Here is a 15,654-nt window from a genome sequence, read left to right on the forward strand (position 1 = left end):
GACTAGGGCGCCGAGCAGCGTCGGTCCGGACGGCCGCTCCACACGAGGTCGATGCCCGAGCCGGTCGGCCGCGACCGGGGCACCGGACAGCCGTACCGTCGTACGTCCTCCGTCACGGCCGCCTCGGCGGCCGCGTCCGCCCGGCCCTCGCGGTCCCGGCGCGGCCCCCACGCGTCGCCGCTCTCGCGCACGTCGGCCCTGTGACCCGAGCCCGTCGGGGGCGTGAGCCCGGTCACCGGGGCGGTGTGCCCACGGCCACCCCTCGGGTCGCGCGGGGCTGCCGGTAAAGTGGCGGAGTCGTCATCACACCCGTACGGGGGGAAGCCGGTGCAATTCCGGCGCTGACCCGCAACCGTGAGCCGCCCGGCGGGCGGTGAGCCGGACTGCCCCGGGCGGGACGTTGACCGGCTCACGTGCGTCGGCGGCCCGCCGCGCACGGCACCGTCGAGGTATACGGGGCCGAGCCGCCCGGGTGTTCCCGTGCGCTGCAGGCTCCCCGCAGGAGAGGCAGTCGCCGACCATGAACGTTCGCCGCAGCGCCGCGGCTCTCGCCGCCATAGGCGTGCTGGCCGCCGCCGCGCCCGCCACGGCCGCCGACGCGTCCCCGTCCCCTAAGGTGGCGGTCCCGGACGGCCTCTACGGCAAGGCGGACCCGACGTACGACGGCGTGTGGCGGCAGTCGCTGACGCTGCTCGCCCAGCGCACCCTCGGCTACCGGCCGGCCCCGAAGGCCGTGGACTGGCTCACCGGGCAGCAGTGCGCGAACGGCTCCTTCGCCGCCTTCCGCGCCGTGCCCGCCAAGGCCTGCGACGACAAGACGCAGGTGGACACCAACAGCACGGCGGCCGCCGTGCAGGCCCTGGCCGCCGTCGGCGGACACGAGCGCGAGGTCCGCGACGCCCTGGTCTGGCTGACCACCGTGCAGAACAAGGACGGCGGCTGGGGCTACACGCCGGGCGGTCCGAGCGACACCAACTCCACCAGCGTCGTCATCGGCGCGTTCGCCGCGGACGGCCAGGACGTCGCGAAGCTGCACAACAGGAGCAGGACCCCGTACGACCTGCTGGCCACGCAGGCCGTCCCCTGCGACCAGGACGGCGGTGGCGCCCTCGCCTACCAGCCGGACAAGAAGGGCAAGCTGCTCGCCAACGCGGACGCGACGGCGGCCGGCCTGCTGGGCTCGCTCGGCAAGGGCTTCGTCGCGCAGGCCGGCAAGGCGCCCGCGAAGGACGGCTGCGTCAAGGCCGCCCACCCCACCCCGGCCCGGCTCGCGGACAACGCGGGCGCCTACCTGGCGTCGGCCGTCGCCAGGACCGGGTACCTGAAGTCGACCCTGCCCGGAGCCAAGGACCAGCCCGACTTCGGCAACACCGCGGACACCGTCGTCGCGCTCGCCGCGGACGGCCGCACCGACCGGGCGAAGAAGGTGTACGCCTGGCTGGAGAAGAACGCCACCCAGTGGGCGGTGCAGAGCGGCCCGGCCGCGTACGCGCAGCTGATCCTCGCCGCGCACGCGGTGGGCGCGCAGCCGGGCGACTTCGGCGGCACCAGCCTGGTCCGCTCCCTCAACGCCCAGGGCCCGGCCCCGCAGGCGGAGAAGGCCGCGGAGAAGAAGGCCGAGGCGTCCGACGACGACTCGAACACCGGCGTGTGGTGGATCGTCGGCGTCGGCCTCGTGGCGGGCGTCGGCATCGGCTTCCTGCTCAGCGGCCGGAAGAAGAACCGGCCGTGACCCCCGTCCGCCGTGCCGCGACCCTGCTGGTCGCCGCGCTCGTCCTGCTGCTTCCCGCGACCGCGGCCCACGCCACCGGCTACCGCTACTGGTCGTTCTGGGAGCGCTCCGGCGGCCACTGGACGTACGCCACCCAGGGCCCGTCCATGGTGCGCCCGGACGACGGCGCGGTCCAGGGTTTCCGGTTCGCCGTGAGCGCGGACTCCGCGGACGCGACCCGGCCGCGCGGTACGGCGGACTTCACCACGATCTGCGCGGACACGCCCGCGAAGGCGGGCACCAAGCGGGTGGCGCTGGTCCTCGACTTCGGCACGGCCGCCGACGCCCCGTCCGGCGAGCGTCCGCCCGCGCGCCGCACCGCGTGCGCCCGTCTCGCCCCGGACGCGACGAGCGCGGACGCGGTGGCCGCGGTCGCCAAACCCCTGCGGTACGACACCAACGCGCTGCTCTGCGCGATCGCCGGGTACCCGCGCCAGGGGTGCGGCGAGCAGGTGTCGGCGGACCGCGAGCCCGAGGCCGCCGCACCGGGCGGGCACGGTGCGGACGGCGGGTCCGGCGGCGGGCCGTCGCTGGGTCTGCCGGTCGGCGTGGGAGTGGTGGCCGTGCTGGCGGGTGCCGCGGTGTGGCAGGCGCGGCGGCGGCGCGATGACTCCGTGTAGCTGCGGCCGGTCCTGCGACAACGGGTGCGCCGTGGCCGATCGCGCGGTCCCCCGTGCCGCCGGGAAGCCGAAGCCGGCGGCCGGCGCACGGCACCGGTACCGGGCTCAGCCGCACCCCGGCGCCTGGTGGCTGTGGGCGCTCGCCCTCGGTACCGCGGCCACCCGCACCACCAACCCGCTCCTCCTCGCGCTCCTCGTCGCCGCCTCCGCCTACGTCGTGGCGACGCACCGCTCCCCGGCTCCCTGGGCCCGCTCCTACGCCGCGTTCGTCCGGCTCGGCCTCGCCGTGCTGCTGGTCCGCCTGCTCTTCGCGGTGGCCCTCGGCACTCCCGTCCCCGGCACGCACACCCTGTTCACCCTCCCCGAGATCCCGCTGCCCCACTGGGCGCAGGGCATCCGGCTGGGCGGCCGGGTCACCGCCGAGGCGCTCGTCTTCGCCGGCTACGACGGTCTGAAGCTGGCCACCCTGCTGATCTGCGTGGGCGCGGCGAACGCGCTCGCCAGCCCCTCCCGGCTGCTGAAGTCGCTGCCCGGAGCGCTGTACGAGACGGGGGTGGCCGTCGTCGTCGCCCTCACCTTCGCGCCCCATCTCATCGCCGACGTACGGCGGCTGCGGGCCGCCCGCCGGCTGCGGGGCCGCCCCGACCGTGGCGTGCGGGGCCTGCTCCAGGTCGCACTGCCGGTCCTGGAGGGCGCGTTGGAGCGCTCGGTCGCGCTCGCCGCGGCGATGGAGTCCCGCGGTTACGGCCGCACCGCCGAGGTGCCCGCCCGCGTCCGCCGTACGACCGCCGCGCTCACCCTCGGCGGTCTGCTCGGGGTGTGCGCGGGAACGTACGGGCTGCTCACCGCGGAGGGCGGCACGTACGGGCTGCCGGTGCTGCTCGCCGGTGTGGCCGCCGCGCTCGCGGGTCTGCGCCTGGGCGGCCGCCGTTCCCTGCGCACCCGGTACCGCCCGGACCCCTGGGGCGTACGGGCCTGGCTGGTCGCGGGGTCGGGCGTGGCCGTCGCCGCGCTGCTCGCGCTCGCCTCGGCCCGCGACCCCGACGCGCTGCACCCGGGGGTGGTGCCCCTGGTCGCGCCCGCGTTCCCGCTGTGGCCCGCGCTCGCCGTGCTGCCGGCCCTGCTGCCCGCCTTCGTCGTCCCCCGGGCACCCGAGGTGCCCCGCATCCCCGAGGAGCCGTCGTGATCCGCTTCGAGAACGTCGGCGTCACGTACGACGGCGCGGCCGGACCCACCGTCCGGGGCGTGGACTTCGAGGTGCCCGAGGGCGAACTGGTGCTGCTCGTCGGCCCGTCCGGGGTGGGCAAGTCGACCGTGCTCGGCGCGGTCAGCGGACTGGTCCCGCACTTCACGGGCGGCACCCTGAGCGGGCGGGTCACGGTGGCCGGCCGGGACACCCGTACGCACAAGCCGCGGGAACTCGCCGACGTGGTCGGCACGGTGGGGCAGGATCCGCTCGCCCACTTCGTGACGGACACCGTGGAGGACGAACTCGCCTACGGCATGGAGTCGCTGGGCCTCGCGCCCGCGGTGATGCGGCGCCGGGTGGAGGAGACCCTGGACCTGCTGGGCCTGGCGGGGCTGCGGGACCGGCCCATCGCCACGCTCTCCGGTGGCCAGCGGCAGCGGGTCGCGATCGGTTCGGTCCTCACCCCGCACCCCCGGGTGCTGGTCCTGGACGAGCCGACCTCGGCGCTGGACCCGGCCGCGGCGGAGGAGGTGCTGGCGGTGCTGCAGCGCCTGGTGCACGACCTGGGGACGACCGTGCTGATGGCGGAGCACCGGCTGGAACGCGTGGTGCAGTACGCGGACCGGGTCGTCCTGCTGCCCGCGCCCGGCGAGGCCCCGGTGGTCGGCGCCCCGGCCGAGGTGATGGCCGCGTCCCCGGTGTACCCGCCGGTCGTCGCCCTGGGCCGGCTGGCGGACTGGACTCCGCTCCCCTGACGGTGCGCGACGCCCGCCGCCGTGCCGCTCCCCTGCGCGACCGGCTGGCCGGTGCCGCCGCGGCGGCACCCCGCGCGCACGGGCCGACGGCCCCGCTCCCGGCGCAGCTCCGGCGGCGGGTGCCGGAGGTCCCGGCCGCGCCGGCCCGCCGCTCCCTGTTCCGGCGCCGGCCCGCCGCACCGGTTCCCGCGACCCCGCACATCGCGGTCCTGCGCGACGTCACCGTCCGCCGCAACCGGACGGAGGCCCTGCACCGCGTGGACCTGACCGTCTCCGCGGGCGAGACCGTCGCCCTCATGGGCCGCAACGGCGCCGGCAAGTCCACCCTGCTCAACTCGCTCGTCGGTCTGGTCACGCCGACCGCCGGCACGGTCGACGTGGGCGGTGCCGCGCCGCACCGCACCCCGCCCCGCGAGCTGGTCCGCCGCGTCGGCCTGGTCCCGCAGGAGCCGCGCGATCTGCTGTACGCCGACACGGTGGCCGCCGAGTGCGCGGCCGCCGACCGGGACGCGGGGGCCGAGCCGGGCACCTGCCGGGCGCTGGTGTCCGGACTGCTGCCGGGCATCACCGACGGCACGCACCCGCGCGACCTGTCCGAAGGCCAGTGCCTGGCGCTCGCCCTGGCCGTGGTGCTCACCGCCCGTCCTCCCCTGCTCCTGCTGGACGAGCCGACACGCGGCCTGGACTACGCGGCGAAGGCCCGTCTGGCCGTCGTCCTGCGGGACCTGGCCGCCGAGGGGCACGCGATCGTGCTGGCCACGCACGATGTGGAGCTGGCCGCGGAGATCGCCCACCGGGTGGTGCTGCTCGCCGAGGGCGAGGTGATCGCCGACGGCCCGACCGCCGAGATCGTGGTGTCGTCGCCGTCGTTCGCGCCGCAGGTGACGAAGATCCTGGCCCCGCAGCGCTGGCTGACGGTGGCCGAGGTGCGGGAGGCACTGGCATGACGTCCACCCGGGTGCGCGCCGTCCGGCTCGGTCCCCGCTCCCTCGCCGCGCTGGTGCTGGTCGGCGCGGTGGGGGTGGCGGCCTTCGGCTGGCCCTTCCTTGCCCCGCCCACCGCGCAGCTGAACGCGCACGCCCAGGACGCGCCCTGGCTCTTCGCGGGTCTGCTGTTGCTGCTGGTCGCGGTGGTGGCGGCGACGATCTCCGAGTCGGACCTCGGACCGAAGGCCGTGGCCATGCTGGGGGTGCTGGCCGCGACCGGGGCGGCGCTGCGCCCGATCGGCGCGGGCACGGCGGGCATCGAGCCGATGTTCTTCCTGATGGTGCTCAGCGGGCGGGTGCTCGGACCGGGATTCGGCTTCACGCTGGGCTCGGTGACGATGTTCGCGTCCGCGCTGCTCACGGGCGGGGTCGGACCCTGGCTGCCGTTCCAGATGCTGGCGATGGGCTGGTTCACGATGGGTGCCGGTCTGCTGCCGGGCCCGGTGCGGCTGCGCGGCCGGGGCGAAGTGCTGATGCTGGCCGGATACGGCTTCCTGGCCGCCTTCGCGTACGGCACGATCATGAACCTGGCCGGCTGGCCCTTCCTCGGGGCCGCGGCGTCGAACATCTCCTTCGACCCGCAGGCCGCGGTGCCCGCGAACCTGGCCCGCTTCGTCGCGTACTGCCTGGCCACCTCCCTCGGCTGGGACCTGGGCCGGGCCGTCTGCACGGTGCTGCTGACCGTGTTCCTCGGTCCGGCGGTGCTGCGCGCGCTGCGCCGGGCCACCCGGCGGGCCGCGTTCGAGACCGCGGTCACATTCGACGGTCCGGGCGCGTGACCGGCGGCACATCCGGTCGTCCCGCTGCGTGAGGCGCCGGATCCGCCCCGTGAGCGAGTCGGTGAAGCGCCCCACATGACGCACATCACCTACTACGGGGGGCCGTAGTCCGTTTTGCCCGATACGTCCCATCCGACACCCCTGCTGACCTGCTGATTGAGAGCCACGCCACAGGGCGGACGTTCCCCGCCGATCCGGCCACAACTAGTAAAAGGGGTCATTGCGGACGGGTTTCCGGCCTGCTTGTCTGGACGACGTCGCCAGGCGCCACGAGCCCACCCGGGCCGCGGCGCCGACGCATACGGCCACAGCGCGTGGTCCATCCCATGCGGGCGATCCACCGTCCCCGACGCAAGAGGTTCTCCGTGTCCGTCTCCTTCATCCGCCGCATCGCTTCCCCGAAGAAGGCCCTCACCGCCGCTGCCGTGGCCGCCGCCACCGCCGGTATGGCACTGAGCGCGGCGCCCGCCCAGGCCGCCCCGAGCTCCGCCTCCTCCGCCCAGGCGATCGCGCACAAGATGATCCCGGACGCCGCGCAGTTCAACGCGTTCAGCAAGATCGTCGAGCACGAGAGCGGCTGGAACCCCAGCGCCACCAACAGCTCCTCCGGCGCCTACGGCCTGGTCCAGGCCCTGCCGGGTTCGAAGATGGCTTCCGCCGGTGCCGACTGGAAGACCAACCCGGCCACCCAGATCAAGTGGGGCCTGGACTACATGAAGTCCCGCTACGGCAGCCCGGCCCAGGCCTGGAGCTTCTGGCAGGCCAACGGCTGGTACTGAGCCGCACCCGACTGAGCTTCGCCCGAGCGCTCGCCGTCGAGCCGCGTCCTCCGGCCGAGCGCTCCACCCGGCTCGCCCCTCCGAGCCTCCCCCCACGCTTCCGCACCCTCGCCCCGCCGGGCGGGGGTGCGCGCGTGTGTCCGGCCCCCACCGAGCACACGCCGGTGCCCCGGCCACCCGGCGCCCCGCCCGCCGGCGTGGTGGAGTGGTCACCGACTCGTCCCTCGGGCCGGTGGGAGCAACCATGACGACAGCGCAGGCGACGGCGCATGACCCGGAGGCGCGCGGGGTGCGGCTGGTCGCCGTCCTCCTGGTGCTGACCGTGGTGAGCGGGCTGATCGACGCCGTCAGCTATCTGGGCCTGGGCCGGGTCTTCACCGCCAACATGACCGGCAACGTGGTCGTCCTCGGCTTCGCCGCGGCCGGCGCGCCCGGCTTCTCCGTCCTGCACACGGCCACCTCGCTGGTCTGCTTCCTGCTCGGCGCGGCGACGGGAGGCCGGGTCGCGGCCCGTCTCGGATCCGGCTCACGCCGCAGGTGGGCGCGGCTGACCCTGGCCGCGGAGGCCCTGCTGGTCGGGGTGTCGGCGGCGGTCGCCCTGATCCGGCCGGGCACCACCGGCACGGTCTACGCCCTCATCGCCCTCACGGCCTACGCGATGGGCCTGCGCAACGCCACCGTCCGCAGACTGGGCGTCTCCGACCTGACGACCACGGTCCTGACCATGACCCTGACCGGCCTCGCCGCGGAGTCCCGGCTGGGCGACGGCACCGGACACCGCTCCCCGCGCCGGACCGCCTCCGCGATCGCCATGCTGGCCGGTGCCTTTCTGGGCGCCTGGCTGGTGCTCCACCACGGCCTCGGCGTCCCGCTGCTGGTCGCGGCACTGGCCTCGGCGGTACTGGCGCTGACGGCCTCGGGCCGGGAGTAGGCGGCGACAGGACGCGGCGGACCTCGGGGGAGGCAGGAACGGGCGTAGGGACGAGGGTGCTCCTGCCTCCCTCGGGGTGGGCCGACGGCACCGGATCCGTCGGCCCCGGCCGTGCGGTCAGCCGGTGGTCACCCGGAGTTCCTTGACGCCGTTGATCCAGGCCGAGCGCAGGCGGCGCGGGCTCTCCGCGAGCCGAAGACCGGGCATCGCGTCGGCGATCGCGTGGAAGATCAGGTCGATCTCCAGGATCGCGAGGGACTTGCCGAGGCAGTAGTGCGGGCCGCCGCCGCCGAAGCCCAGGTGCGGGTTGGGGTCCCGGGTGATGTCGAAGGCGTCCGGCTCGGTGAAGACCTCGGGGTCGTGGTTGGCGGAGGCGTAGAAGAGGCCGACCCGGTCGCCCTTCCTGATCTCCACCCCGCCCAGTTCCGTGTCCTGCGTGGCGGTCCGCTGGAAGGCGTTGACGGGGGTCGCCCAGCGCACGATCTCCTCGGCCGCGGTGGCGGGCCGCTCCCGGGTGAAGAGGTCCCACTGGTCGCGATGGGTGAGGAAGGCGTGCATCCCGTGGGTGATGGCGTTGCGGGTGGTCTCGTTGCCGGCCACGGCCAGCATGAGCACGAAGAAGCCGAACTCGTCGGAGTTCAGGTTGCCCTCGTCCTCCGCCGCCACCAGGGTCGTCACGATGTCGTGCGCCGGGCAGCGCTTGCGCTCGGCGGCCATGTTCATCGCGTAGGCGATGATCTCGGCGGCCGACTGCGCGCCGACCTCCTCGGTGATCGCGTACTCGGGGTCGTCGTAGGCGATCATTCTGTTGGACCAGTCGAAGATTTTGGAGCGGTCCTCCTGCGGGACGCCGATCAGCTCGGCGATGGCCTGGAGGGGGAGTTCGCAGGCGACCTCGGTGACGAAGTCGAACGGCCCGGAGCGGGCGCGGGCACCGGCCACGATCGCCTCCGCGCGGGCGCGCAGCCGGTCCTCCAGGGCGCGTATCGAGCGCGGGGTGAAGCCCCGCTGCACGATCTGGCGCACGCGGGTGTGCTCCGGCGGGTCCATGTTGAGCAGGATCAGCCGCTGCGCGTCGATCGCGTCGCGCTCGATGTGCTCGTTGAACCGGATGATCGCCGTGTTGAGGGTGGAGGAGAACAGTTCGGGGTGAGTGGAGACGTACCTGACGTCGGCGTGCCGGGTCACGGCCCAGTAGCCGGTGTCGGCGAACCCCGCGAGGCCGTGCGGCTGCGGGATCCAGCGGACCGGCTCGGTACGGCGCAGCTCGGCGAACTCGGGGAGGGGCACGCGGTGGTGCAGCAGGTCGGGGTCGGTGAAGTCGAACCCGTCGGGCAGCGCGGGGCAGTGCATCGGCGGCTCCCGTCGTCCGGTCTGACGGCCCATCAGGAATACAGGCTGCCGTGAAGGTAGTAACGGGTTCTACAAGTCGCAAGACATTCCGCCGCCCCAATTGCGTGCGAAATTCGTGCAGATGGCGACTTCAAGACCTGCAAGACCCTTGCGGTGACGGGCGCCGCCTCCGCAGACTTCAGGCAGAACTAGAACGCGTACTAGTTCCGGAGCCGAGCCTCGGAGAGGACCCGCGCCCATGGCCGCCGAACCCGTGATCGTCGAAGCCGTACGGACCCCGATCGGCAAGCGCGGCGGTGCGCTCGCCCATCTGCACCCCGCCTACCTCCTGGGCGAGACCTACCGTGAACTCCTCGGCCGTACCGGCATCCCCGCCGACGCGGTCGAGCAGGTCGTCGGCGGCACGGTGACCCACGCCGGCGAGCAGTCCATGAACCCCGCGCGCACGGCCTGGCTGGCCATGGGCCTTCCCTACGAGACCGCGGCGACGACGGTGGACTGCCAGTGCGGCTCCTCCCAGCAGGCCTCGCACATGGTGGCCAACATGGTCGCCGCGGGCGTGATCGACGTCGGGATCAGCTGCGGGGTCGAGGCGATGTCCCGGGTGCCGCTGGGCTCGGGCTCGAAGCACGGGCCGGGCAAGCCGTTCCCGGACGAGTGGAACGTCGACCTGCCCAACCAGTTCGAGGCGGCCGAGCGGATCGCCCGGCACCGCGGCCTGACCCGGGAGAACGTGGACGCGCTGGGCCTGCTGTCCCAGGAGCGTGCCGCCCACGCCTGGGCCGAGGAGCGCTTCAAGCGGGAGACCTTCGCCGTGCAGGTCCCCACCACCGAGGAGGAGCAGCACGCGGGGCAGGGCATGTGGCGCCTGGTGGACCGGGACGAGGGGCTGCGGGACACCTCCATGGAGGCGCTGGCCGGGCTGAAGCCGGTCATGCCCACGGCCGTCCACACCGCCGGCAACTCCTCGCAGATCTCCGACGGCGCGGCGGCGGTCATGTGGGCGTCGAAGCGGATGGCGCGTGCGCTGAAGCTGAGGCCGAGGGCGCGGATCGTGGCGCAGGCCCTCGTGGGCGCCGACCCGCACTTCCATCTGGACGGGCCGATCGACGCGACGAAGGCCGTGCTCGGCAAGGCGGGCATGTCCCTCAAGGACATCGACCTCGTGGAGATCAACGAGGCCTTCGCGTCCGTCGTGCTCAGCTGGACCCGGGTCTTCGAGCAGGACCTGGAGAAGGTCAACGTCAACGGCGGTGCGATCGCGCTGGGTCACCCCGTCGGCGCGACGGGCGCCCGTCTGATCACCACCGCGCTCCACGAACTGGAGCGCAGCGACAAGGAGTTCGCGCTGATCACGATGTGCGCGGGCGGCGGTTTGGCGACCGGGACGATCATTCAGCGGATGTAGCCGACGTCCAGGCGATGAAGCGGGTGAAGGTGGCGGGGGCGATCGTGAGGATCGGTCCCGCCGGGTTCTTGGAGTCGCGGAGAGCGACAGTGGCTTCCGCCAACTCGGCGACCTCGACGCACTCCCCGCCCTGGTCTCCGCTGTAGCTGGACTTACGCCACTTGCTCTCCATAGCGGTCCTCCATCACGCGCCGGATCAGCCCCGCCGAGTCCTTGATCGAGAGCGCGGCGGCTCGAAGATGATCGTATCGGAGCGAGCAGTCCTTGACGGTGTCCGGATTCGCGGTCGGATGCCCGCTGCTGTAGCTCTCCGTGTAGACGATGGGGGGATCGCCGGCAAAGCGGAAGACGGTGAACGGGCCTTGCAGTCCGGCATGTTCCCCAGCCGCGAACGGCAGGATCTGCACATTGACCCGAGGGTCCCCCTCCAGGGACAACAGCTTGGCCAGTTGCTCCCGCATGGCCTCGCGCCCGCCGATCTCCTGGTACAACGCGGCCTCACCGAGCACCATCCAGAAGACCGGTGGCTCCCCCTTCTCGAAGATGCGCTGGCGAGCCAGCCGCACAGCGGTACGGTCCCCGAGGTTGACCTGATCGAGCACTCCGAGCACCGAACGAACGTAAGACGCGGACTGGAGCAGGCCGTGGATCACATGGGTCTGGAAGGTGCAGATCTCGATCGCCCGTGCCTCCAACTCCGCCACCTCCCGGAACCACGCCGGAAGCTGACTGCGCAGCACCAGGTCGACCAGCCGCGAAAGCAACCCGCCCGTCCCGAGCGCCATGTCGACCCGCTCACTGAACTCCGGCGTCGGCACCTTCCGCGCCGTCTCCACCTGTCCCACCAGTGACCCGGTGTAATTGACGATGTCCCCCAGCTGCCGCTGCGTCAGCCCCGCCGCCTCCCGGTGGCGGCGGAGTTCGAAGCCGTAGTAGTCGAGCGGCGAGGCGCCGGGGTCGAGGGTGTTGATGTGGGCCACGGACGGTCCCCTCCCAGACAACTCGGTCCACAGCCGGACGCGTTGTATCCGATCTGTAGCCCAGAGTAGTGAGGCGAGGTCAGCCTCGTACCGTGAAACTCAACATTCCGCGCACCCCCCAGTACCGCCTGCACCTCACCGTCGGCGAGCACTCGGTGCAGCACATCCGCCGGATCGTCCGCTCGCTGCTGCGTGAGTGGGGACTGGCGGAGCTGACGTTCGCCGTGGAGCTGGGCGTGAGCGAACTGGTGACCAACGTCGTACGGCACGTCCCGGACCGCCGCTGCACGGTCGTGGTGGCCCGGCGCACGGCGGGGGTGCGGGTGGAGGTCACCGACGGCTTCCGCCGCCTGCCTTCGATGCCGGACGAGCCGGACCCCGAGGCGGAGAGCGGGCGGGGGCTGGCCCTGCTCGACGCCCTGACGGGGAAGTGGGGCGTGACACCGTGGGGCGGGGGCGGCAAGACGGTGTGGTTCGAGTGCGGGGACCTCTGAGAGAGCCCTGCACCTTATATGCCACTCTGTCCGGATAACCGCAGCGCGCGGGCGCTGCGGTTCCACGGCGGCGGCGCGACAAGGATCACAGGAAGCGGATGGCATACCGCCGCGCGAATGGGCAGTCGTACCTGCATACACGCCCTTTAGCTGCACTATGCATCGATGTGCATACACGACGTAAGGGGCGCAAGTCGGCCTATGGTCGATTTTCGGCCCGTCGCACGTCATCGCCGCCGTCCGGGCCGCGTACCTGTCCCCGTCGAAAGGTAGGCGAGCCTCGTTTTGGCGACCGTCACAGCCGTCTCCCCGTCCCTGAAGATCCCCCGGGCCCGCAAGGCCCAGGACGTCACCGTCACCGACCCCGCGCTGGTCAAGCGCGCCGTGAAGGCGGCCGCGCTCGGCAACGCGATGGAGTGGTTCGACTTCGGTGTCTACAGCTACATCGCGGTCACCCTGGGCAAGGTCTTCTTCCCTTCGGGCAACCCGACCGCCCAGCTGTTGTCGACGTTCGGCGCCTTCGCCGCGGCCTTCCTGGTCCGCCCGCTGGGCGGCATGGTCTTCGGTCCGCTGGGCGACCGCGTGGGCCGCCAGAAGGTGCTCGCCCTCACGATGATCATGATGGCGGCGGGCACGTTCGCCATCGGCCTGATCCCGTCGTACGCGACGATCGGCGTCGGCGCGCCGCTGCTCCTGCTGGCCGCCCGGCTGGTGCAGGGCTTCTCCACCGGCGGCGAGTACGCGGGCGCCTCGACGTTCATCGCCGAGTACGCGCCGGACAAGAAGCGCGGTTTCTTCGGCAGCTGGCTGGAGTTCGGCACGCTCGCCGGTTACATCGGCGGCGCGGGCCTGGTCACCCTGATGACGGCGCTGCTGTCCACGGACGACCTGCTCTCCTGGGGCTGGCGCGTGCCGTTCCTGATCGCGGGCCCGATGGGCATCATCGGCCTCTACCTGCGGATGCGGCTGGAGGAGACCCCGGCGTTCGCGGCGGAGGTCGAGAAGGCGGAGGCCTCCCGGCCGAAGGTGCCGCTGCGCGAGATGGTCGCGGGCCAGTGGAAGGCGCTGCTGCTGTGCATGGGCCTGGTGCTGGTCTTCAACGTCACCGACTACATGCTGCTGTCGTACATGCCGAGCTACCTCACCAGTGAGCTGAAGTACGACGAGACGCACGGGCTGCTGGTCGTGCTCGGTGTGATGGCGATGATGATGATCGTCCAGCCGTTCGCGGGCGCTCTGACCGACCGGGTGGGCCGCCGTCCGGTGATCGCGGCCGGCTGCGCGGGCTTCCTGCTCCTGTCCGTCCCGGCGATCCTGCTGATCCGCCAGGGCAGCCTCGTCGCGGTCGCGCTCGGCATGGGCGCGCTCGGTCTGCTGCTGGTCTGCTTCACCGCGGCCATGCCGGCCGCGCTGCCCGCGCTCTTCCCGACCCGGGTGCGCTACGGCTCGCTGTCCATCGGCTTCAACGTGTCCGTGTCGCTGTTCGGCGGTACGACGCCGCTGGTGGTCACCGCGCTGATCGGCGCGACGGGCAACATGATGATGCCCGCGTACTACATGATGGCCGCGGCCGTCGTGGGCGGCTTCGCCGTGTGGCGCATGTCGGAGTCGGCGGGCCGTCCGCTGCCCGGCTCGGCGCCGTCCGTGGAACAGCGGTAGGCACCGCCGAGCGGTTCTCGGGCTCGTGGCCGTACCCCGGCCGCGGGCCCGTCGTCGTCGGACGGGCCGGAACCGTTTCCCCACGCGCACCGTCTGTAGCGCTGTGACCCGTGGCCGGATACTCGTCGCCGTTCTCGCCCTGCTCGGCATCCAGTTGAGCTGGTTCATCGCCCCCGCGTACGCCTGCGGATGCGGCGCGATGATCCCGGACGCGTCCCGGCGGATCGCCGTCTCCGACGAGCAGTCCGTCCTGCGCTGGGACGGCCGCCGCGAACAGATCGTCATGCGGCTGACGGTCGGCGGTGACGCCGCGCACGCCGCCTGGATCATGCCGGTCCCGCACCGGGCGACCGTCCGGCTGGGCGACCCGGCCCTCTTCGACCAGCTCGCCCAGGCCGTCGCCCCCGTGCACCGCACCCGCTACCACTTCTGGCCGGGCACCGGGGACTGGCCCTTCGCCGACCGCGACCTGGCCGCCGACGGCGCGCTCCCCGCCGCGGGCGGCGTCTCGGTGGTCGGCCGGCAGCGACTCGGGCCGTTCGACGTGGCCCGGCTGACCGCCACCGACCCGGCCGCCCTCGGCGACTGGCTGCACCGTCACGGCTTCTCCCTGCCGGCCCGGCTGAAGACCGCGCTGCGGCCGTACGTCGACCGGCACTGGGAGTACGTCGCCGTACGGCTCGCCCCCCGCGCCGGCGGCACCCCGCTGCACGGGGCCCTGGACCCGCTGCACCTCACCTTCGACGCCGACCGGCCCGTCTACCCGATGCGGCTGTCCCGCCTGGCCCGCACCCCGCAGTCGCTCGGCCTGTACGTCCTGGCCGCGCACCGCATGGAGACCCGCACGGCGATCGGCGGGGCGCCGCCCCGGGTCGTCTTCGCGGGCAGGCTCGCCCCGCACGACGGCGCCCTGGGCGAGCTGTCCGCCGGCACGCCCTACCTGACGGCGTTCACCCAGCGGTTCCCCGACCCCGCGCGCATCTCCGGCGACCACGAACTGCGCCGCGCCGCCGCCGACACCCCGGTCCGGCAGGTGATCGTCGACGGCGAACTGCGCCGGATCGCCGGTATCCCGGCCTGGCTGCTGACGGTCGGGGGCGTTCTGCTCACGGTGGTCGCGGCCGTCGCCGTGGCCGTCGTACGGCACGCGAAGCGGCCGGTGACTCCCCCGCCGCCGGTGGCCCCGTCCGCGCCGTCCGGCTGAGATCATCGACCTGGGCAGGTCCGAACAGCCTCGGGAAGACACTCCGGAAAGGCAGCAGACGCATGAGCGGGTCGCAGCTCTGGGACGACGTCGACGACTACTTCATCAGCCACCTCTCCCCCGACGACGAAGCGCTCCAGCTGGCGCTGGCCGACAGTGCGGCCGCCGGGCTGCCGCCCATCGGGGTCACGGCCGCCCAGGGCAAGTTCCTGCAGCTGCTCGCGCAGGTGCAGGGCGCGCGCACCATCCTGGAGATCGGCACGCTCGCCGGGTACAGCACGATCTGGCTGGCCCGCGCGCTGCCCGAGGACGGCCGGCTGATCTCGCTGGAGTACAGCGCCAAGCACGCCGAGGTGGCCACCCGGAACCTCGCGCGGGCGGGCCTGGAGCGGATCACGGAGGTGCGGGTGGGTCCGGCCCTGGAGTCGCTGCCCAAGCTCGCCGACGAGAACCCGGCCCCCTTCGACCTCGTCTTCATCGACGCCGACAAGGCCAACAACGCCCACTACGTGGAGTGGGCGCTGCGCCTGACCCGCGCCGGCAGCCTGATCGTCGTGGACAACGTGGTACGCGGCGGCCGGGTCGTCGACGAGGCCAGCACCGAGCCGGACGTGGTCGGCACCCGGGCCGCGATCGACCTGATCGCGACCCATCCGCGGCTGAGCGGCGCCGCGATCCAGACGGTCGGCAGCAAGGGCTACGACGGCTTCGCGCTGGCCCGGGTGCTCGGCTGAACCCGGCCGGGG

15 protein-coding genes and 1 pseudogene are annotated in these 15,654 nt (G+C 73.2%); 12 read left to right on the top strand and 4 right to left on the bottom strand.

The annotated features are described in order from the left end of the window. Positions 1 to 2 precede the first annotated feature (2 nt). On the bottom strand, positions 3 to 191 hold the full coding sequence (locus N8I86_RS12940; RefSeq protein WP_263277815.1) for a hypothetical protein: 189 nt from the start codon (positions 189 to 191) through the stop codon (positions 3 to 5). Positions 192 to 520: 329 nt separating this feature from the next. On the opposite strand from N8I86_RS12940, the gene N8I86_RS12945 reads away from it, so the two are divergent. The 7 genes and pseudogenes from N8I86_RS12945 to N8I86_RS12975 all read left to right on the top strand — a co-directional run bounded on the left by N8I86_RS12945 (position 521) and on the right by N8I86_RS12975 (position 7,810). Next, positions 521 to 1,732, top strand: coding sequence for a prenyltransferase/squalene oxidase repeat-containing protein (locus N8I86_RS12945; protein WP_263277816.1), 1,212 nt, complete (start codon positions 521 to 523; stop codon positions 1,730 to 1,732). Further along, positions 1,729 to 2,391 (top strand): SCO2322 family protein, encoded by a 663-nt coding sequence (locus N8I86_RS12950; RefSeq protein ID WP_263277817.1) that lies wholly within the window; start codon positions 1,729 to 1,731, stop codon positions 2,389 to 2,391. Before N8I86_RS12945 ends, N8I86_RS12950 begins: the two co-directional genes overlap by 4 nt. Then, the gene (locus tag N8I86_RS12955; protein ID WP_404830805.1) at positions 2,378 to 3,577 is read left to right on the top strand and encodes an energy-coupling factor transporter transmembrane component T; all 1,200 of its coding nucleotides are present in this window, start codon (positions 2,378 to 2,380) and stop codon (positions 3,575 to 3,577) included. Before N8I86_RS12950 ends, N8I86_RS12955 begins: the two co-directional genes overlap by 14 nt. Further along, a pseudogene (locus tag N8I86_RS12960) lies at positions 3,574 to 5,282 on the top strand (ABC transporter ATP-binding protein). The gene N8I86_RS12955 and the pseudogene N8I86_RS12960 overlap by 4 nt, the downstream one beginning before the upstream one ends. Then, a complete protein-coding gene (locus tag N8I86_RS12965; protein ID WP_073893501.1) occupies positions 5,279 to 6,100 on the top strand; it encodes an ECF transporter S component in 822 nt (273 codons plus the stop codon). Before N8I86_RS12960 ends, N8I86_RS12965 begins: the two are co-directional and overlap by 4 nt. A gap of 365 nt (positions 6,101 to 6,465) precedes the next feature. After that, positions 6,466 to 6,879 carry an aggregation-promoting factor C-terminal-like domain-containing protein gene (locus tag N8I86_RS12970; protein ID WP_073894131.1) on the top strand — a complete coding sequence of 138 codons (414 nt, stop codon included), beginning with the start codon at positions 6,466 to 6,468 and terminating at the stop codon, positions 6,877 to 6,879. A 244-nt stretch (positions 6,880 to 7,123) separates the two neighbouring features. Further along, positions 7,124 to 7,810, top strand: coding sequence for a YoaK family protein (locus N8I86_RS12975; protein WP_073893504.1), 687 nt, complete (start codon positions 7,124 to 7,126; stop codon positions 7,808 to 7,810). Between the two features lie 117 nt (positions 7,811 to 7,927). On the opposite strand, the gene N8I86_RS12980 is transcribed toward N8I86_RS12975, so the two are convergent. Beyond that, the gene (locus N8I86_RS12980) at positions 7,928 to 9,163 is read right to left on the bottom strand and encodes a cytochrome P450 (protein ID WP_263277818.1); all 1,236 of its coding nucleotides are present in this window, start codon (positions 9,161 to 9,163) and stop codon (positions 7,928 to 7,930) included. Between the two features lie 238 nt (positions 9,164 to 9,401). Here N8I86_RS12980 and N8I86_RS12985 point away from each other — a divergent pair, with 238 nt between their 5' ends. Next, positions 9,402 to 10,571: a steroid 3-ketoacyl-CoA thiolase gene (locus tag N8I86_RS12985; RefSeq protein WP_263277819.1), complete on the top strand. Its 1,170-nt coding sequence runs from the start codon at positions 9,402 to 9,404 to the stop codon at positions 10,569 to 10,571. Here the strand turns inward: N8I86_RS12985 and N8I86_RS12990 are convergent. Further along, the gene (locus N8I86_RS12990) at positions 10,555 to 10,743 is read right to left on the bottom strand and encodes a DUF397 domain-containing protein (RefSeq protein WP_263277820.1); all 189 of its coding nucleotides are present in this window, start codon (positions 10,741 to 10,743) and stop codon (positions 10,555 to 10,557) included. The two genes, N8I86_RS12985 and N8I86_RS12990, sit on opposite strands and share 17 nt — an antisense overlap. Further along, positions 10,724 to 11,551, bottom strand: a complete 828-nt coding sequence (locus N8I86_RS12995; protein ID WP_123438032.1) for a helix-turn-helix domain-containing protein — start codon at positions 11,549 to 11,551, stop codon at positions 10,724 to 10,726. The genes N8I86_RS12990 and N8I86_RS12995 overlap by 20 nt, the downstream gene beginning before the upstream one ends. A gap of 92 nt (positions 11,552 to 11,643) precedes the next feature. Between N8I86_RS12995 and N8I86_RS13000 the strand changes: the two genes are divergently transcribed. From N8I86_RS13000 to N8I86_RS13015, 4 genes are all read left to right on the top strand, one after another. Beyond that, positions 11,644 to 12,045, top strand: coding sequence for an ATP-binding protein (locus N8I86_RS13000; RefSeq protein ID WP_241840935.1), 402 nt, complete (start codon positions 11,644 to 11,646; stop codon positions 12,043 to 12,045). 285 nt (positions 12,046 to 12,330) lie between these two features. Beyond that, positions 12,331 to 13,704 carry a glycine betaine/L-proline transporter ProP gene (gene proP / locus N8I86_RS13005; protein ID WP_263277821.1) on the top strand — a complete coding sequence of 458 codons (1,374 nt, stop codon included), beginning with the start codon at positions 12,331 to 12,333 and terminating at the stop codon, positions 13,702 to 13,704. A gap of 103 nt (positions 13,705 to 13,807) precedes the next feature. Next, positions 13,808 to 14,908, top strand: coding sequence for a DUF2330 domain-containing protein (locus N8I86_RS13010; RefSeq protein WP_073893520.1), 1,101 nt, complete (start codon positions 13,808 to 13,810; stop codon positions 14,906 to 14,908). Between the two features lie 62 nt (positions 14,909 to 14,970). Continuing rightward, positions 14,971 to 15,642, top strand: a complete 672-nt coding sequence (locus N8I86_RS13015; RefSeq protein WP_073893523.1) for an O-methyltransferase — start codon at positions 14,971 to 14,973, stop codon at positions 15,640 to 15,642. Positions 15,643 to 15,654 lie beyond the last annotated feature (12 nt).

The organism is Streptomyces albidicamelliae, from assembly GCF_025642175.1.
Taxonomy (GTDB): Bacteria; Actinomycetota; Actinomycetes; order Streptomycetales; family Streptomycetaceae; genus Streptomyces; species Streptomyces albidocamelliae.

Bases quoted from the DNA above. Each gene is read 5' to 3' on its own strand.
- N8I86_RS12985 (WP_263277819.1), top strand. From the start codon at position 9,402: ATGGCCGCCGAACCCGTGATCGTCGAAGCCGTACGGACCCCGATCGGC.
- N8I86_RS12955 (WP_404830805.1), top strand. From the start codon at position 2,378: ATGACTCCGTGTAGCTGCGGCCGGTCCTGCGACAACGGGTGCGCCGTG.
- N8I86_RS12990 (WP_263277820.1), bottom strand. From the start codon at position 10,743: ATGGAGAGCAAGTGGCGTAAGTCCAGCTACAGCGGAGACCAGGGCGGG.
- N8I86_RS13015 (WP_073893523.1), top strand. From the start codon at position 14,971: ATGAGCGGGTCGCAGCTCTGGGACGACGTCGACGACTACTTCATCAGC.
- N8I86_RS12975 (WP_073893504.1), top strand. From the start codon at position 7,124: ATGACGACAGCGCAGGCGACGGCGCATGACCCGGAGGCGCGCGGGGTG.
- N8I86_RS12945 (WP_263277816.1), top strand. From the start codon at position 521: ATGAACGTTCGCCGCAGCGCCGCGGCTCTCGCCGCCATAGGCGTGCTG.
- N8I86_RS12980 (WP_263277818.1), bottom strand. From the start codon at position 9,163: ATGCACTGCCCCGCGCTGCCCGACGGGTTCGACTTCACCGACCCCGAC.
- N8I86_RS12965 (WP_073893501.1), top strand. From the start codon at position 5,279: ATGACGTCCACCCGGGTGCGCGCCGTCCGGCTCGGTCCCCGCTCCCTC.